Origin of the sequence: Kitasatospora indigofera (assembly GCF_014655955.1) — a bacterium.
Taxonomy (GTDB): Bacteria; Actinomycetota; Actinomycetes; order Streptomycetales; family Streptomycetaceae; genus Kitasatospora; species Kitasatospora indigofera.
Window position 1 is genome coordinate 1 of record NZ_BNBO01000068.1, and the last position, 14,852, is coordinate 14,852.

Below are 14,852 nucleotides of genomic sequence, written 5' to 3' on the forward strand. Positions count from 1 at the left end.
TTCCAGCCGGGCCTGAGCACCTACCGTCGCGGGGACGCGGCGTCATGATCTTCACGGGGCCGCACGCGCCGACACCGGTTCCGGAGACGGCGTTCACGTCGTTCGTGCTGGAGCATGCCGGGCGTTGGACGGACAGCGTCGCGCTGGTGGACCTGGCGGGGGAGGCTTCCTTCACGTACGGGGAGCTGGTCGCCGGGGTGAGGCGGGTGGCGGGCGCTCTGCGGGCCCGCGGGTTCGGCCGCGGGGACGTGCTGGCCCTGCTGGCGCCGAACGTGCCGGAGTACCCGGTGGTGTTCCACGCGGCGGCGTCGCTGGGCGGCACGGTGGTGGTCCTCAACCCGCTGGACACGACGGAGGATCTCCTCACGCATCTGGGCGGCGCGGGCGCGGTCGTCCTGGTGACCAGCGAGGAGCAGGCGGCCAGGGCGGCGGAGCTGGTGGCGGGCAGCAAGCTGCGGGAGGTGGTGGTGTTCGGGCAGGCGCCCGGCGCGACGCCGTTCGCGGAGCTGCTGGGCCATGACGGCCCCGCCGACGGCTCTGTGTCCGACCCTGCGTCCGGGCCTGCTTCCGGCGCCGGCGCGTCGAATCCGGTGAGTGGACCGGTGCCGGTGGTGGCGGTGGACGCGGCCTCGGACGTGGTGGCGTTGTTGCACTCCTCGGGCAGTACGGGGCGCCCGAAGGGGGTGATGCTGACGCATCGCAACATGAGCGCCAACGTGCTGCAGACGATCGGCGGGGCGCCGCTGGACGAGGGGGAGCGGGTCCTGGCGGTGGCGCCGTTCCATCACGCGTTCGGGCTGATCATGGTGATGAACGCGAGCCTGCGCCAGGGTGCGACCGTGGTGACGATGCCGCGCTTCGACCCGCAGGCCTACCTGCAGGCGATCCAGGACCACCGGATCACCCGTCTGTACGTGGTGCCGACGATCGCGGTGCTGCTGGCGCGCAGCCCGCTGGTGGAGCGCTTCGACCTGTCGTCGGTGCGCACGATCGTCTCGGGCGGTGCGGCGCTGGACCCGGAGATCGCGCGGTTGTGCGCGGAGCGGTTGGGGTGCCGGGTGGGGCAGGGCTACGGACTCACCGAGGGCCTGGTGTCGTTCATGCAGGTGGAGGGCTCGCCGGCGGGGTCGGTGGGCCGGGCGACGCCGAACATCGAGTTCAAGATCGTGGACATCGCCACGGGCCGGGCCCTGGGGCCGGGGCAGGAGGGCGAGGTCCTGGTACGGGGCCCGCACGTGATGAAGGGGTACCTGGACGCACCGCAGGCGACGCGCGAGGTACTGGAGGCGGACGGCTTCCTGCACACCGGCGACCTGGGGCGGGCCGACGCGGACGGGGAACTGTTCCTGGTGGACCGGATCAAGGAACTGATCAAGTACAAGGGCCAGCAGGTCTCACCGGTGGAGCTCGAAGCGGTCCTGATGACGCATCCCAAGGTCGCCGACGCGGCGGTGATCGGGGTGCCGGACGAGGAGGCCAGCGAGATCCCGAAGGCGTTCGTGGTCGTACGGGAACCGGTCACGGCCCAGGAGATCATGGCGTTCGTCGCCGACCGCGTCGCACCGTACAAGAAGGTCCGGCAGGTGGAATTCATCGACGCGATCCCGCGCACCCCCGTCGGCAAGACCGAACGCCGAAGTCTGAAGGAGCGCGAACGCGCCGCTCGGTGATGTGCCCCGCTCGCCGCCGGCGGTCAGACTGCCAGCAGTTCTGGCGTATCGTCAGAAGCTGTCCGTTGTAACGTAGTTGCCGGATCACGGGATCGCGGGACGGTTTGGCTGGTGGCTGGTGGCTGGTGGCTGGTGGCTGGTGGCTGGTGGCCGGTGGCCGGTGGCCGGGGTCCTGGTCCCGGCCTTGTTGCCGGTGGCCGGGTAGTGAGGTTGTTTTCGGGCCGGGGTTGTCCCGGTGCGGGTTTCGGCACGGGTCTGGGAGGACGTCATGAGTGATCTGTCGGGCAGGACCACCATTGTGGTGGGGGCTAGCCGGGGGCTGGGACGGGGGATTGCCGGGGCCTTCGCGCAGGCGGGCGCTCCGGTGGTGGCGGTGTCCCGGACGGCGGCGGAGTTCCCTGCGGCGGTCGGCGGGGAGGGTGGCATCGTGGCGGAGCTCGCCGACGCGGGTGACGCGTCGGTGGCGGGCCGGCTCCTGGACCTTCACGAGCCGGACAACGTGATCGTGGTGGCGGGTGCGAATCCGCTCATGCGTCCGTTGCAGCAGCACACCTGGGAGTCGTTCTCCGCGAACTGGGAGAGCGACGTGCGGATCACCTTCCACTGGCTGCGGGAGATCCTCCTCAAGCCGCTGCGTCCTGGGGCCCGGGTCATCGTGGTCAGCAGCGGCGCGGCCCTGGCCGGATCGCCGCTCAGCGGTGGTTACGCGGGGGCGAAGGCCACCCAGCGTTTCATCACCGGCTACGCACAGGACGAGGCGCAGCGTGCGGGGCTGGACATCACGTTCACGACCGTGCTGCCCCGGATGACGCCGGCGACGGAGCTGGGCCGTTCCGCGGCACGGGCCTACGCGGTGCGCAACGGGCAGTCGCAGGAGGAGTACCTGCAGCAGATGGGTCCGGTGCTGACCCCGGAGATCGCCGGCGCCGCGCTGCTGGAGCTGGTGGGTGAGAAGGCCACCGAGGTGGCGCCCGGGTACCTGCTGACCGGCGCGGGGCTGAAGAAGCTCGGCTGAGTCCTCCCTGCACGGCGTGCGCACGCGGCGCGGGCCCGTCCCTGACCTCTTGGGGCGTGCCCGCGCCGTCGTGCTGCCACGCGGCGAGGCGCCGACGCCGGCGCCGGCCGTTCGCTGTGGTGCCGTCGGGGGCCTGTTGTCCGGTTCCCGTGCACGGCGGTGGTACCAGTGCTGGTGCTGGGTCTTTTCAGGCGCTCAGCACTGTGGGCGGCGGCCGTGGTTGGCTTTGTGCTTACTGCGTGCCTTCTTCTTGCGGCGTCGCTTGGACGACATGTCCGCTCCTTTCGCGGGGGCCGGGTCGTTCTCATTCCAAGGTGGCACACCTGGGCCCCGGTGGCGCGTCGTCGACCCCGGCCCCCGGTTGGCGTGCGGTGTCACCCGCGTCCGCCCGTGTTCACCTGCCTCCTTCCGGGTGCGGCTCGTCGCCTGCCTGCCACTGGCCTGTCGCCTGCCGGGTCTGGTCAGGGTGTGGGTGGGGTGGGGAGGATGGTGGCGAGGATTTCTTTGGTGCGCTCGGTGATGTCGGTGCGGTTGTTGAGGGTCCAGGAGATGTGTTGGGCGCCGAAGAAGGCGGCGGTGAGGACGCGGGCGGTGGTTTGGGGGTGGGGGTGGGTGGTTCGGGTGAGCCAGTTGGTGATGGTTTGGGTGAAGTTGATGTACGGGGTGGGGAGGTCGGTGTTGATCAGGTTGCGTTCGATCTGGAGGCGGGCGCCGGCTTGGATGAGGGTGTTGTTCTGGAAGGCTTGGGCGGTTTGGGTGAGGAGTTGGGTGATGGCCTCGTGGGGGTCGGGGTGTTGTTGTTCGATGTCGTGGGTGAGGTGGGCGAGGGTTTGGTAGAACTCGTCGGTGACGGCTCGGGCGAGGGCTTCCTTGTTGGGGTAGTGGAAGTAGACGGCGCCTTTGGTCATGCCGGCGAGTTGGGCGATGTCCTGGACGGTGACGGCGGGGAAGCCCTTGTCGGCGAAGGCGTGGGCAGCGGCGCCGAGGATCTGGGCGCGGGTCCGTAGGGCGCGGTCCTGGGTGAGGCCGGCTCGTCCGTGTTCGGTGGTGGGGTTGACTGCTGGGGGGCGTGGTGGGTTCGCCGGTGGCATGGGGTCCTCGTGGTGTGTGGTTGGGGGTGGTTGGTCGGTTGGGTGGTGCATCTTGAAATATACCTTCTCGGAGGTATATTTGCTGTCGTGTCGGTGGGTGGGGTGCCGGCTGTCGGGTTTGTCGGTGGTCTGTCAAGGGGGAATTGTTGATGTCGCAGCGTGTCGTGTCCGTCATACCCGCGCAGCGTGGCCAGGCGGGCGAGGTCGGCCAGGTCGGCCAGGTCGGCCAGGTGGGTCCGGTGGGTTCGGTGGGTCCGGTGGGGGAGCCTGGCGAGCCCGGCGGGGTGGGTGGGCCTGGCCCCGTGGTGGGCCCGGTGGACCCGGTGGGTTCGGCGGGTTCGGCGGGTTCGGCAGGCTTGGTGGGTGGGTGTGGCGAGGCGGGTGAGGCGGGCGGGGTGGGTCCGGTGGGGGAGCCTGGTCCGCGGGGTGAGCGGGGCGGGGTGGGCCCGCGTGGTCCGGTGGTGGAACCGGTGGAACCGGTGGAACCGGTGGGTGAGCGTGGCGGTGGCGGGGTGGGTCCGGTGGGTCCGGTGGACCTGGTGGGCTCGGTGGTGGGTCCGGTGCCTGGTGTGGGGGTGGGGTTGAGTTTTGAGCGGCCGGTTGCGCGGGGTTTGGTGCATCGGGCTGCGGTGGCGGAGGTGTTTGTGACGGATGGGGTGGATTTGGGGGAGGGGCGGTTTTTGGTGGCGGCGCAGTGGCCGCGTGATCATGCGTTGTATCACCCGGATGTGGCGGGGTTGAGTGATCCGTTGTTGTTTGCGGAGACGATTCGTCAGGCGTTGGTGTTTGTGGGGCATCGGTTTCGGGGGGTTCCGTTGTCGGATCGTTTTGTGGGGTGTGGGTTGGATTTTGAGATTACGGATCCGGTGGGTCTGCGGGTGGGGGCGGTGCCGGTTGCGGTGGTGTTGGAGGTGGTGTGGGGGGTGTCGTCGTCGCGGCGGCACGGGGTGTGTGTGGAGGTGGAGTTGGTGGTGGGTGGGCGGCGTTGTGGGCGGGGGAGTCTGCGGGTGGTTGTGGTGGACGGCAGGCGGTACGGGGTGTTGCGGGGGCGGGCGGCTGCTGCCGCTGCGGCGGCGGGGGGTCCGGCGGGGGGTCCGGCGGGTGTTGCCGCTGCTGCCGCTGCGGAGGGCCGGGCGGGTGCCGCTGCTGCCGCTGTGGGGGGTCCGGGGTCGGGGTGGCGGTTGCCGGCGGCGGCGGTGGGGCGGTTGCGGGCGAAGGACAGTGTGGTGGTGCGGGCGGGTGGGGGGTGGGAGTTGGGGTTGGATCTTGATCATGCGATTCTTTTCGATCATCCGGGTGACCATGTGCCGTTGATGGTGATGCTGGAGGGTTTCCGGCAGTTGGGGCATCATCTGGTCACTTCTTCGGGGGGCCCGGGGGAGGGGGAGGGGCTCTCCGTCCCGGACGGCGGCACTGTTCCGGATGCCGGCAGTGCCGTGCGGGGTCCGGGCGAGGTTCGTGGGGGCGCTGCGGCCCCGGAGGGGCGCGCGACGGGGCAGGGTCCTGGTGTCCCGGGTGCCGGTGGTGGCGGGCAGGGTCGCGCCGTCGGGCAGGGCCGTGTTGGGGCGGAGGGCCTCGGTGTCCCGGGTGCCGGCATCGGCGGGCGGGGCCCGTTGTCCGGTCCGGTGGGTGGCGTGGTTCTTGGGGGTCTCTCCGTCCCGGATGCCGGCACGGTGCCGGGCGTGGGTGGTGGCGGGCAGGGTCCGGGTGAGGTTCGTGGGGGCGCTGCGGCCCCGGAGGGGCGCGTCACGGGGCAGGGTCCTGGTGCCGGTGGTGGCGGGCAGGGCCCGTTGTCCGGTCCGGTGGGTGGCGTGGTTCTTGGGGGTCTCTCCGTCCCGGATGCCGGCACCTTCCCGGAGGGCGCCGTCGCGGGTGCCGGCAGTGCCGTGCGGGGTCCGGGCGAGGTTCCTGGGGGTGCCGCCGCCCTGCAGGGGCGCGCCGGGCAGGGCCCGTTGCCTGTTCCGGTGGGCGACGCAGGTCCCGGGGATTTCACCGCTCCGGACGCCGCGACCGTTGCGCAGGGCGTCACCGTTGCGCAGGGCGTCACCGTCCCGGGCGCCGGTGGTGGCGGGCAGGGTCGCGCCGCCGGGCAGGGTTGTGCCGTTCCGGACGCCGCGACCGTTTCGGAGGGCGTCACCGTTCCGGGTGCCGGTGGTGGCGGGCAGGGTCGCGCCGGCGGGCTGGGTTGTGCCGTTCCGGGTGCCGCGACCGTTTGGGAGGGTGTCGCCGTCGCGGATGCCGCTGGTGCTGGTGGTGCTGGTGGTGGTGCTGGTGGTGCTGCTGGTGGTGCTGGCGTTGCTGTCGTGGATGCCGTTGGTGCTGGTGGTGGTGTGGGTGGTGCCAGTGGTGGTGGTGCTGGTGGTGGTGTGGGTGGGGTGCCGGTGTTGTTGTCGTTGTCGACGGTGTGTTTGGCGTTCGGTGAGTTGGATCGTCCGGTGGGGTTGGTGGTGCGGGAGGATTGTGGGGGTGGTGGGGGTGGTGGGGGTGTGCGGCGGTTGGTGATTGATGCGGTGCAGGGTGGTTCGACGTTGGCGACGTCGACGGGGGTGTGGGCGTTGCCGGTGGGGGGTCATGGGGTTCGGGGCGGGTGGGGGGCGAGTGCGTCCCAGATGGCTTGCACCCTGGTGGACATTCCGGAGCGTTGGAGGGTGGGGGCGGTGTAGTAGGCGCCGACGAGGACGACGACGAGGAGGTCGGCGAGGACGGCGGGTTCGGCGGGGGGTGCGGGGGTGGAGGTTTCGAGGAGTTGGGTTGCGCGTCGGCGCAGTTCTTCGAGGAAGGGTGGTGCGCTCTCGCCGGTGAGTGCTCCGTCGACGGCCAGGCGCAGGGCGGCGTTGACCTGGATGTCGGATTCGACGGCGCGGGCGATGGTGAGGGCCATGTCCCGCAGGTCGGTGAGCGGGTCGGTGCCGGGGTGGGGTGCGGCGGGGTGGGGGAGGAGTTCGTCGAGGAGGGCGACGAGGGCGGCGGCGATCTCGCCCTTGGAGCTGAAGTGTCCGTAGAGGGCGCCTTTGGTGAGGTTCATGCGCTGTGCCATGCGCAGGAGGCTGGCGTCGGCGAAGCCGTGCCGGGCGAACTCGGTGCCGGCGGCGTCGAGGGCCCGTTGGTAGGTCTGGCGTGCTCGGGCCTGTTGCTTGCTCATCGGGTGTCCCCCCGGGGTCGGTTGTGATGTGGTGTGACATCCCCATCAACGATACCTTCGTGAAGGAATGTTATATGCGTGATGATCTGCTCGGCCATGCCGCCGTCGTCGCGGCCCGCAATGCGGGGCGTGCGGAGCGTGAGCGGCGGTTGTGCGGGGAGACGGTCCAGGCGTTGGTGGACGCCGGTTTCGCCCGGCATTTCGTGCCGCGGCGCTGGGGCGGGGAGGAGGGCGGTTTCGCGGAGCTGGTGGCCCGCAGTGCCGTGCTGGCGGAGCGGGGATGTCCCTGTGCGGCCTGGTGCGGGGCGTTGCTGGCCGCCCATGGGCGCATCGCTTCCTTCCTGCCGGAGCGCGGGCGGGCGCAGGTGTGGGCGCAGGGTCCCGACGCGCGGATCGCGGCGGCTCTCGCGCCGCCGGCCGGCACCGTGCTTCCCGTTCCCGGGGGTCTGTTGCTGAGCGGGCGCTGGGAGTGTGCCAGCGGCGTCGACTTCGCGCACTGGGTCCTGCTCGCGGCGTGGGAGGGGCGGGGTGCGGACCGGCGTGCCCGGGTGCTGGCGGTGCCGGCCGGTGACCTGGGTGTCCTGGACACCTGGGACAGTCCGGGCATGCGCGGTACCGGCAGCAACTCCGTGCTCGCCGAGTCCGTCCACGTCCCGTACCACCGCACGTTCCTGCTCGCCAACCTGACGGCGGGGCGCCCCGGTGCCGGCCTGCCCCGCTGCCACGGCGCACCCGCGCACCTGGCCGGCGCGTTGATGTTCGCCGCCCCCGCCCTCGGCGCCGCCACCCGCGCCCTGCACCTGTGGACCCACCGCGCCGGCACCGGCACCGGGACCGCCGGCAGCACCGGCACCGGCATCGGGACCCCCGGCACCGGCGGCGCCCCTGGCACCGGCAGCACCGCCGCGGCGGCCCTTGGCACCCCCGGCACCGGTACCGTCGCCGTCGCCAGCGGGACGGCCGGGGCCCACGGGACCGCCATGACCGCCGGCACGGTCGGCACCGGCACCGCCGTGGCTGGCAGGGGTGTGGCCGCCGTGGCCGCCGGGACTCCTGCCGCCGGCAGCGGGACGGCCGGGGCCCACGGCACCGCCATGACCGCCGGCACCGCCGATGCCCACGGCACCGCTGTGGCCGCCGGGACTCCTGCCGCCGGCAGCGGGACCGTCGGGGCCCACGGGACCGCCATGACCGCCGGCACCGCCGATGCCCACGGCACCGCTGTGGCCGCCGGGACCGCGGACATCCTCACCCGCTCCTCGGGCGAGGTCGAGGCGGCCCGGCTGCTGCTCACCGAGGCCGCCCGCCGCGCCGACACCGAACCCGTCACCGACCGGCTCGTGGCCCGCAACCGACGCGACGCCGTCCTCGCCGTGACCCTCCTCGCCACCGCCGTCCGGCGCCTGGCGGACACCGCCGGCCCCCACGAGGACGAGCAGGGCACCACCCTGCTGCGCCTGTGCCGGGACGTGACGACGGTCGCCTCCCACGGCGCCCTGCGGATGGGACCCGCCGCCGAGGCCTACGCCGCCGCGGTCCTCCGGCCGGCCGCACCCTGACCGCACCCGCCCCGTGAACAGCCGCACCCGCCCCGTGAACAGCCGCGCCCGCCCCGTACGCACGGGCGCGCCCGCCCACCCGCGGAGGGACGGTGGCGCTCCGGGTGAACGGGCGGTCGCACCTGCGCACGGGCGCGGCCGTCTGCGGCGGGCGCATCCGCCTGCCTGCGGAGGGACGGCGGTGCGCTCCGGGTGAACGGGTGGTGGCGTGCCGGGGGAGCTGTCGTTGGGGTGCCGGGGGGGCATGCGTGTCACCGTCCGTCCTGTTGTCCGTCCTGGGTGTGCGGGCCGGGGCGGGCGGCCCGGGGGTGTGGGCCGGTGATCCGGTGAGCGTGCCCCGGGTGCAATGCCGTTGCCGCTCCTCATCCGAGATGAGGGCGGAGGCGCGCCCGGGGGAGCGGCCGTTGTGGGTGCCGGGGGTGGAGGGCATGCGTCTCGCCGTCCGGTCGCTCTGCTGCCGGCCCTGCTGCCGGCCCTGGTCGTGCGGGCCCGGCCGTGCGGGGCGGACGTGGGCGTGTGGGCGTGTGGGTGTGTGGGCCGGTGAACGTGCCCGGGGTGCAAGGTCGGTGCGGCGCAGGGGCTTGCGGGCGGAGAGCCCGCGGACAGGCCGACGTACCTTCCCGTATTTGCGCACGGGTGTACGCGTCCACCTGCGAACGGGTGGTGGCATTCCGGGCGGCCGGGCGGACACGTCCGGGTGGACGCGTGCCGAGGGCGCCGCTGGTGCGGGTGCCCGTGCGGGTGCCCGGGTGGAGGGCATGCGCGTCACCGTCCGGTCGTTCTGCCGCCTGCCCCGGCCGTGCGGGCCCGGCCAGGGGCTGTCGGGTGAACGTGCCCCGGATGCCTTGCCGCTGCCGGCACGCGCATCCGCGAACGGCGAAGCGTCCTGGGTGCAGCGCTGTTGCGGGCACCTGGGCCTGCGGACGGGCGGACGGGCGGACGCGTGCCGCGGGTGCCCGGGGCAAAAGCGCACTCACGTCGCCAGCGGGGCGTCCTGCCGCCGGCCTCGGCCGTGCGGGGCGGACGTGGGCCTGTGGGCGTGGGCGTGTGGGCGTGGGCGTGTGGGCCGGTGAACGTGCCTGGGGTGCAAGGTCGTTGCGGCACTCGGGACTGCGGGCGGAGAGCCTGCGTGTCTTGCCGTTGCCGGCACGCGCATCCGCGAACGGCGAAGCATCCCGGGGTGTACCGCGGTTGCGGGCAGGTGGGCCTGCGGAGGGGCGGACACGTCCGGGGGCGGGTGACAACCTGGCGGGGGGCTCGTGCGGGTGCCCGGGGTGGAGCGCGTGCGCGTCATGATGAGGCTCCCTGGATTTCCCCACCCCACGCTCGGGTGTTCCTCAGGCCTGCTCCCACGATTCCCCACCCTGTGGCGGGCTGGCCTGTGGCCGGGCACCGCTTGGGAGGGGCCGCCCGGCCGCCAGGTTCAGGGCGGGACGGACTGTCATGGGCGGTCCCAGGCCAGCGCGCAGTATGCCGCAGGTGCCCTTGGCCGGCAGGCACAGTCCCGCATGCTGCACGAGCGGGCGGCCCCGGGCTTCAACGGCTGCCGTCAGGGAGTGGTTTGCGGGTGTGCGGGGCTGAGGTAGTGGACGGTGCTCCGGGTGCAGCGGCCGGCGAGTAGGTCGGTCAGTTCGTCGGCGGCGGTGGTCAGGAGGTGGCTGTCGCGGGTGGCGTGGAGGGTTTCGATGACGAAGGCGACGTGGGTGGAGTCCTCGGTGACGCGGGTGCGGTGGGCGTCGCGGTGGTTCCAGTGGCGGGTGAGGACGTCGATGGTGTCGGTGTAGACGACCTCGCCGTGCTTGGGGTGCTCGACGGTGTCGGGTTCGCCGAGCGGGGTGAAGGTCTCGTTGCCCTCGGCGTGGCGGATGTCGATGTCACCGGTGACACGGTCGAGGTCGAAGGCACCGGCGGGCAGGCCGTGGCGGACGGAGACGGTGTTGTAGGAGTCGACGGCCGGGTTGATCCGGGGCAGGGAGCCCTTCTTCGCCAGACGGCGGCCCAGAGCGTCGACGCTGGGCCGGACGCGGCGGGGGTTGGTGCCGAAGGAGCGGTAGGCGGTGTGCCACGCCTCGATGCGCGGGTCGCTCTCGTCGGCGGGGGCCCACGTGCCGGCGGCGAGCCGGGCCTCCAGGTCTTCCTGGGCGGCGACGGTGGCCGGCCAGGGCTCGTGGCCGCGCAGGCCGGAGGCGGTGACGATGGCGATGAGCGTGTCGGGGAAGGCGTCGGCGACGGTGGGGCTGAGGCGGAAGGTGGTCATCGCGAAGGAGTGTCCGTTCAAGGGGCGGGACGGGGCGGGTTCAGGGCTTCCAGGTGCCGATGCGCTCCAGACGGCGCAGTTGCTGGGCGGCGGTGGGCGCGTCCAGGGCGGTGCCGCGCTCGGTGAGTCGGCGGGCGGTGGTGGTGCGGTGCTCGGCGGGCCTGTGGTCGTCGTACTTGAACTTCGCCCGCACCTCGGTGACGTCCAGGCGCAGGCCGCGGATGCCGGACAGCATCCGCCCGTAGGGGGGCCGGTCGGCCTCGATGGGGGTGTGGTCGCCGTCGGGCTGGAAGTGGGCCATCTGGTGGCGCAGGAGGTCGGCCTTGGCCTGGGGGTCGTCGATGACCGCGGCCCGGCAGGTGAACTGGACGGCGGCGTAGTAGCTGGTGGGGACGCCGTCGTTGGGCGGGGTGCCGGGCTTGGCGCGCCAGGGGCCGGGGACGAAGGCGTAGTCGCCGGTGACGGTGAAGGTGACGTTCGGGTCGGCCTCGATCGCCTTCCAGGCGGGGTTGGGGCGGGCGAAGTGGATCAGCAGTGCGGTGTCGTGGGTGGTGAAGTGGGTGGGCACGGCGGTCGGTGGGTGGCCGGGCAGGCCGTTGACGCTGAGGATGCCGAAGTCGTGGCCGTCAGCGATCCACGCCTGCCATTCGGCGTCGTCCAGTGCGGCGTCCCAAGGCTGGATGAACATCACGGGTTCCTTTCGTACGGGGTTCAGGCGAGGGCGAGGAGACTGACGGCGAGGGCGGCGACGCCCAGGCCGACCAGTTGGCCGCGGTGGATGCGTTCGCCCAGGACGCTGCGGGCGAGCAGGACGGTGCCGGCCGGGTAGAGGGCGGTGATGACGGCGACGACGGCCAGGTCGCCGCTGCGGGCGGCGAGCAGGAACAGCAGGTTGGCCACGGAGTCGAGCACGCCGGCGGCGGCCGAGATCGCGTAGGCGGGCTTCTCCGGGCCCAGGCGCCGGAACATCGCCCCGGCGGCGGCCAGGGTGACCGCGGAGGAGACGGCGCGGCCGACGATCAGCGGACCGACGCCGCTGTCGGCGGGCGCCTGGTGCAGGAAGACCAGTTGCAGGGCGATGGCGGCGCCGGCGCCGAAGGCCAGCAGCAGGGCGGTGCGCGAGGGGCGGGTGCCGCCGCCGGGCCCGGCGCTGACCAGCACCACGGCCGCCAGGGCCAGGGGCAGGCCGATCAGGGCGGCCGGCCCCAGGTGCTCGCCCTGCAGCAGGCCGACGGTCACCGGCAGCATCGCCGAGACCAGCGCGGTGATCGGGGAGAGTACGTTCATCGGGCCGATCGCCAGGGTCTTGTAGAGCAGCGCGAACGCGGCGGCCGACGCCACGCCGGAGGCCGCGCCCCAGGCGAGGGTGGCGGGGGCGAAGGAGGCGCCGAGGAAGGGCCACAGCAGCAGTTCGACGGTGAGCGAGGCCGGGGCGGCGACCATCACGGTGCGCAGGACGTGGGCCTTGCGGGCGCCGAGTCCTCCGAGGAAGTCGGCGCACCCGTATGCCAGGGAACTGCCCAGGGCCAGCAGGAGGGCGATCACGGTGGTACATCCCTTACTATCAATGGAACGACTACACCGTACAACGAAACGACCGATGGTTGTCGATCGACCGACCGAACGGTGCAGTGCACCGACCTGCTGGAGCGAAGGGTGACGGCGATGACCGAGACCGAGGCGGCGCTGCAGGCGCTCGCGAGCAACGTCCGCGCGGCCCGCACCCGCGCCGGACTGTCCCTGGACGAGCTCGGCCGCCGCGCCAAGGTCAGCAAGGGTGCCCTCGTCGCCCTGGAGAAGGCCCAGGGCAATCCGAACTTCGCCACCCTGGTCCGCCTCGCCGACACCCTCGGCGTCTCCGTCTCCGCGCTGACCGAAGGCCGCACCGAGCAGCGCGTACGGGTGGTGGACAGCGCCGCCGTAGCGCCCCTGTGGAAGGGCGAGCACGGCGGCGAGGCCCGTCTCATGCTGACCACCGGCGGCCCGGCCCCCACCGAGGTCTGGCGCTGGACCTTGGAACCCGGCGAGGAGTACCCCAGCCACCCCCATCAGGCCGGCGTGAGCGAGACCGTCAGTGTCACCGCCGGCGAGATGGTCCTCGTCGTCGACGGCACCGAGCACCCCGTCGCCGCCGGGCAGACCGCCGCCTTCGACGCCGACGCAGCCCACACCTACCGCGGCACGGGCACCGGGACCTGCCACCTGATCATGACCGTCCACCTGCCCCCGGGACCGGCGTAGGTTTCCGATGGCCCCGCGAGGCGGACGGCCCCCGCTCGGAGGCGCGGCCGGGACTGCACCCTGCGCACCGAAACTCCCCACTCAGTTGAAGGCCAGACGAAGTGGGGAATCGCGAGTAGACCTGGCCGTTTTCCGAGATCCTCATCAGTCACCGTCCGGTTGTCCTGGCGTCGGCCCTGGTCGTGCGGGCCGGGCCGGGCCGTGCGGGGCGGACGTGGGTCTGTGGGCGTGTGGGCCGGTGAGCCGGTGAACGTGTCCCGGGTGCAGTGCCGTTGCGGGCCCGCGCACCTGTCCGAGAGTGGGCGGGACGTGCCCGGGGTGCATCAAGGTTGCGGGCGCCCGGGCGACGGGCGGAGGCGTGCCGGGGAGCCGTTGGTGTGGGTGCCCGGGCCGGGTGCGCGTGTCGCCGTCCGGTCGTCCTGCTGCCGGCCCTGGTCGTGGGGGCCGGGACGTGCGGCCCGTGGGCGTGTGGGCCGGTGGCGGGTGGGTGAGCGTGCTTCGGGGGAACGTCGTTGGGGCCACTCGTCCGAGGGCGGGTGGGCGCGTGCCGGGGTGGGGGCGGGGCGGTGTCGGTGTGTGCTGTCGTGGGCGGGAGCGGGCGGCCGGTGCCGGGGATGCCGTGCCTCGGGGTGGCCCGGTGCCGGCCTGCTGCGCCGCCGGTGCGTCCGCCCGTCCGTCCGCGGTGCGTCGGCCGGTCCGTGCGCGGTGTGTCCGGCTGCGGTGCGGTGCTGCGCCGTGGGCGGTGGGTCCGGTGGTGCCGCCTGCCGTGCACCCGCACCTGGGTTGCCCGTACCCGGTCCTGTGCCCCTGCCGGCGCCGGTGCCCGGGCCGGTGCCCGGGCAGGTGCCCGTGCCGGTGCCGGTGGGCCGGTCTGTGGTCCCGGGTCGTGTCTCGTGTGCTGTGCCCGTCTGCGGTGGTGGCCGGCCCGGGGGCCGGTCGGGGTGCCCGGGTGTGCGGGGACGGGTGTGCCGCCCGGGTGTGGGGGTCCGGGGCCGGCGGGGTGGGGGTGTGTGCGGGTGGGGGTCAGTCTGCTTCGGTGTGGCCGGGGCCGGTGGCCAGGGCGGTGCGCTTCTTCTCGTAGAAGTCGATCTGCCAGTCGAGGTAGTGGACGGTGGCGGCGAGTTCCTCGGCGTGGGCGAGGACGCGTCGGCGGTGGCCGGCGAGCAGGTCGCGTCGTTCGCCGACGGTGTGGTCGCCGGCCTGGGCGAGTTCGACGTAGTGGCCCATCTCCTGGACCGGCATCCCGGTGGAGCGCAGCCGGTTGAGGAATTCCAGCCAGCGCAGGTTGGAGGCGGAGTAGACGCGTTGGCCGCCGGGTTCGCGCGAGACGGAGTCGATCAGTCCCAGTTCCTCGTACCACAGGAGGTCCTCGGAGGAGAGGCCGCTGATCCGTTCGACCTCGACGGGGGAGAAGGTCTCGGCGGGGCGGGTGGCGGCGGATGCGGGCGTGGACACGGTGGCGACCCTTCGTCAGGCGGCAGGGGAGGGGAGGTGCGGTACTGCTGAGGGGGGACCGGGGGCCGCGGGCAGCGGTGCGTGGGCGGCCTGGGCCGCGCCGGGCGCGGGCCCGTCCTGCCCGGCCCCGGGGGGCCGCGGACGGTGCGGTGCGGGGCCCGGGGGCAGATGGTCCAGGGCCCGGACGAGTTCGGCCCGCCGGTTGTAGGCGCGGACCTTCTCCCGCAGTGCGAGCGCGGTCATGTGCTGTCCATCCATCGCTTCACACCGCAATAATACCTTCGCGAAGGTATTATTGCGGTGTGATTGGCGTCACACTCCCCGTCCCGGTCGGGCCCCCGCCGGACCGTCCCGGCCACCCCGGCCACCCCGGCCGGTCCGCCCGGTCGCCCGGCTGTGCCCGCCGGCCCGCGCCCCGCCGA

The 14,852-nt window shown here is 73.2% G+C and carries 12 protein-coding genes and 1 pseudogene; 6 read left to right on the forward strand and 7 right to left on the reverse strand.

Annotated elements, in window-relative coordinates:
- The first annotated feature begins 44 nt into the window (after positions 1 to 44).
- Together IE329_RS35055 and IE329_RS35060 are read left to right on the forward strand one after the other, a co-directional pair.
- On the forward strand, positions 45 to 1,670 hold the full coding sequence (locus IE329_RS35055; RefSeq protein ID WP_190215080.1) for an AMP-binding protein: 1,626 nt from the start codon (positions 45 to 47) through the stop codon (positions 1,668 to 1,670).
- 268 nt (positions 1,671 to 1,938) lie between these two features.
- Positions 1,939 to 2,685, forward strand: coding sequence for an SDR family NAD(P)-dependent oxidoreductase (locus IE329_RS35060; protein ID WP_190215081.1), 747 nt, complete (start codon positions 1,939 to 1,941; stop codon positions 2,683 to 2,685).
- Between the two features lie 461 nt (positions 2,686 to 3,146).
- On the opposite strand, the gene IE329_RS35065 is transcribed toward IE329_RS35060, so the two are convergent.
- On the reverse strand, positions 3,147 to 3,776 hold the full coding sequence (locus tag IE329_RS35065; protein ID WP_190215082.1) for a ScbR family autoregulator-binding transcription factor: 630 nt from the start codon (positions 3,774 to 3,776) through the stop codon (positions 3,147 to 3,149).
- A 149-nt stretch (positions 3,777 to 3,925) separates the two neighbouring features.
- On the opposite strand from IE329_RS35065, the pseudogene IE329_RS41730 reads away from it, so the two are divergent.
- Positions 3,926 to 5,134, forward strand: a pseudogene (locus tag IE329_RS41730) (ScbA/BarX family gamma-butyrolactone biosynthesis protein); the annotation flags it as partial.
- 877 nt (positions 5,135 to 6,011) lie between these two features.
- Positions 6,012 to 6,278: a hypothetical protein gene (locus tag IE329_RS35075; RefSeq protein WP_190215121.1), complete on the forward strand. Its 267-nt coding sequence runs from the start codon at positions 6,012 to 6,014 to the stop codon at positions 6,276 to 6,278.
- Positions 6,279 to 6,345: 67 nt separating this feature from the next.
- Here IE329_RS35075 and IE329_RS35080 read toward each other — a convergent pair whose 3' ends face one another.
- The gene (locus IE329_RS35080) at positions 6,346 to 6,918 is read right to left on the reverse strand and encodes a TetR/AcrR family transcriptional regulator (RefSeq protein ID WP_190215083.1); all 573 of its coding nucleotides are present in this window, start codon (positions 6,916 to 6,918) and stop codon (positions 6,346 to 6,348) included.
- 74 nt (positions 6,919 to 6,992) lie between these two features.
- Here IE329_RS35080 and IE329_RS41735 point away from each other — a divergent pair, with 74 nt between their 5' ends.
- Positions 6,993 to 8,477 (forward strand): acyl-CoA dehydrogenase family protein, encoded by a 1,485-nt coding sequence (locus IE329_RS41735; protein WP_190215084.1) that lies wholly within the window; start codon positions 6,993 to 6,995, stop codon positions 8,475 to 8,477.
- 1,549 nt (positions 8,478 to 10,026) lie between these two features.
- Here IE329_RS41735 and IE329_RS35090 read toward each other — a convergent pair.
- From IE329_RS35090 to IE329_RS35100, 3 genes are read right to left on the reverse strand one after another with little or no spacing between them, the layout of a single operon-like run.
- On the reverse strand, positions 10,027 to 10,734 hold the full coding sequence (locus IE329_RS35090) for a B3/B4 domain-containing protein (RefSeq protein ID WP_190215085.1): 708 nt from the start codon (positions 10,732 to 10,734) through the stop codon (positions 10,027 to 10,029).
- A gap of 40 nt (positions 10,735 to 10,774) precedes the next feature.
- Positions 10,775 to 11,422: an FMN-binding negative transcriptional regulator gene (locus IE329_RS35095; RefSeq protein ID WP_190215086.1), complete on the reverse strand. Its 648-nt coding sequence runs from the start codon at positions 11,420 to 11,422 to the stop codon at positions 10,775 to 10,777.
- A gap of 23 nt (positions 11,423 to 11,445) precedes the next feature.
- Positions 11,446 to 12,279 carry a DMT family transporter gene (locus tag IE329_RS35100; protein ID WP_190215087.1) on the reverse strand — a complete coding sequence of 278 codons (834 nt, stop codon included), beginning with the start codon at positions 12,277 to 12,279 and terminating at the stop codon, positions 11,446 to 11,448.
- 120 nt (positions 12,280 to 12,399) lie between these two features.
- Here IE329_RS35100 and IE329_RS35105 point away from each other — a divergent pair, with 120 nt between their 5' ends.
- A complete protein-coding gene (locus IE329_RS35105) occupies positions 12,400 to 12,975 on the forward strand; it encodes a helix-turn-helix domain-containing protein (RefSeq protein ID WP_190215088.1) in 576 nt (191 codons plus the stop codon).
- 1,023 nt (positions 12,976 to 13,998) lie between these two features.
- Here the strand turns inward: IE329_RS35105 and IE329_RS35110 are convergent.
- Positions 13,999 to 14,430, reverse strand: coding sequence for a MerR family transcriptional regulator (locus IE329_RS35110; RefSeq protein WP_190215089.1), 432 nt, complete (start codon positions 14,428 to 14,430; stop codon positions 13,999 to 14,001).
- Positions 14,431 to 14,445: 15 nt separating this feature from the next.
- Complete coding sequence (locus tag IE329_RS35115; protein ID WP_190215090.1) at positions 14,446 to 14,673, reverse strand: hypothetical protein; 228 nt, start codon at positions 14,671 to 14,673, stop codon at positions 14,446 to 14,448.
- Positions 14,674 to 14,852: the final 179 nt, after the last annotated feature.

Bases quoted from the DNA above. Each gene is read 5' to 3' on its own strand.
- IE329_RS35060 (WP_190215081.1), top strand. From the start codon at position 1,939: ATGAGTGATCTGTCGGGCAGGACCACCATTGTGGTGGGGGCTAGCCGG.
- IE329_RS35055 (WP_190215080.1), top strand. From the start codon at position 45: ATGATCTTCACGGGGCCGCACGCGCCGACACCGGTTCCGGAGACGGCG.
- IE329_RS35080 (WP_190215083.1), bottom strand. From the start codon at position 6,918: ATGAGCAAGCAACAGGCCCGAGCACGCCAGACCTACCAACGGGCCCTC.
- IE329_RS41735 (WP_190215084.1), top strand. From the start codon at position 6,993: ATGCGTGATGATCTGCTCGGCCATGCCGCCGTCGTCGCGGCCCGCAAT.
- IE329_RS35065 (WP_190215082.1), bottom strand. From the start codon at position 3,776: ATGCCACCGGCGAACCCACCACGCCCCCCAGCAGTCAACCCCACCACC.
- IE329_RS35105 (WP_190215088.1), top strand. From the start codon at position 12,400: ATGACCGAGACCGAGGCGGCGCTGCAGGCGCTCGCGAGCAACGTCCGC.
- IE329_RS35115 (WP_190215090.1), bottom strand. From the start codon at position 14,673: ATGACCGCGCTCGCACTGCGGGAGAAGGTCCGCGCCTACAACCGGCGG.
- IE329_RS35090 (WP_190215085.1), bottom strand. From the start codon at position 10,734: ATGACCACCTTCCGCCTCAGCCCCACCGTCGCCGACGCCTTCCCCGAC.
- IE329_RS35075 (WP_190215121.1), top strand. From the start codon at position 6,012: ATGCCGCTGGTGCTGGTGGTGCTGGTGGTGGTGCTGGTGGTGCTGCTG.
- IE329_RS35095 (WP_190215086.1), bottom strand. From the start codon at position 11,422: ATGTTCATCCAGCCTTGGGACGCCGCACTGGACGACGCCGAATGGCAG.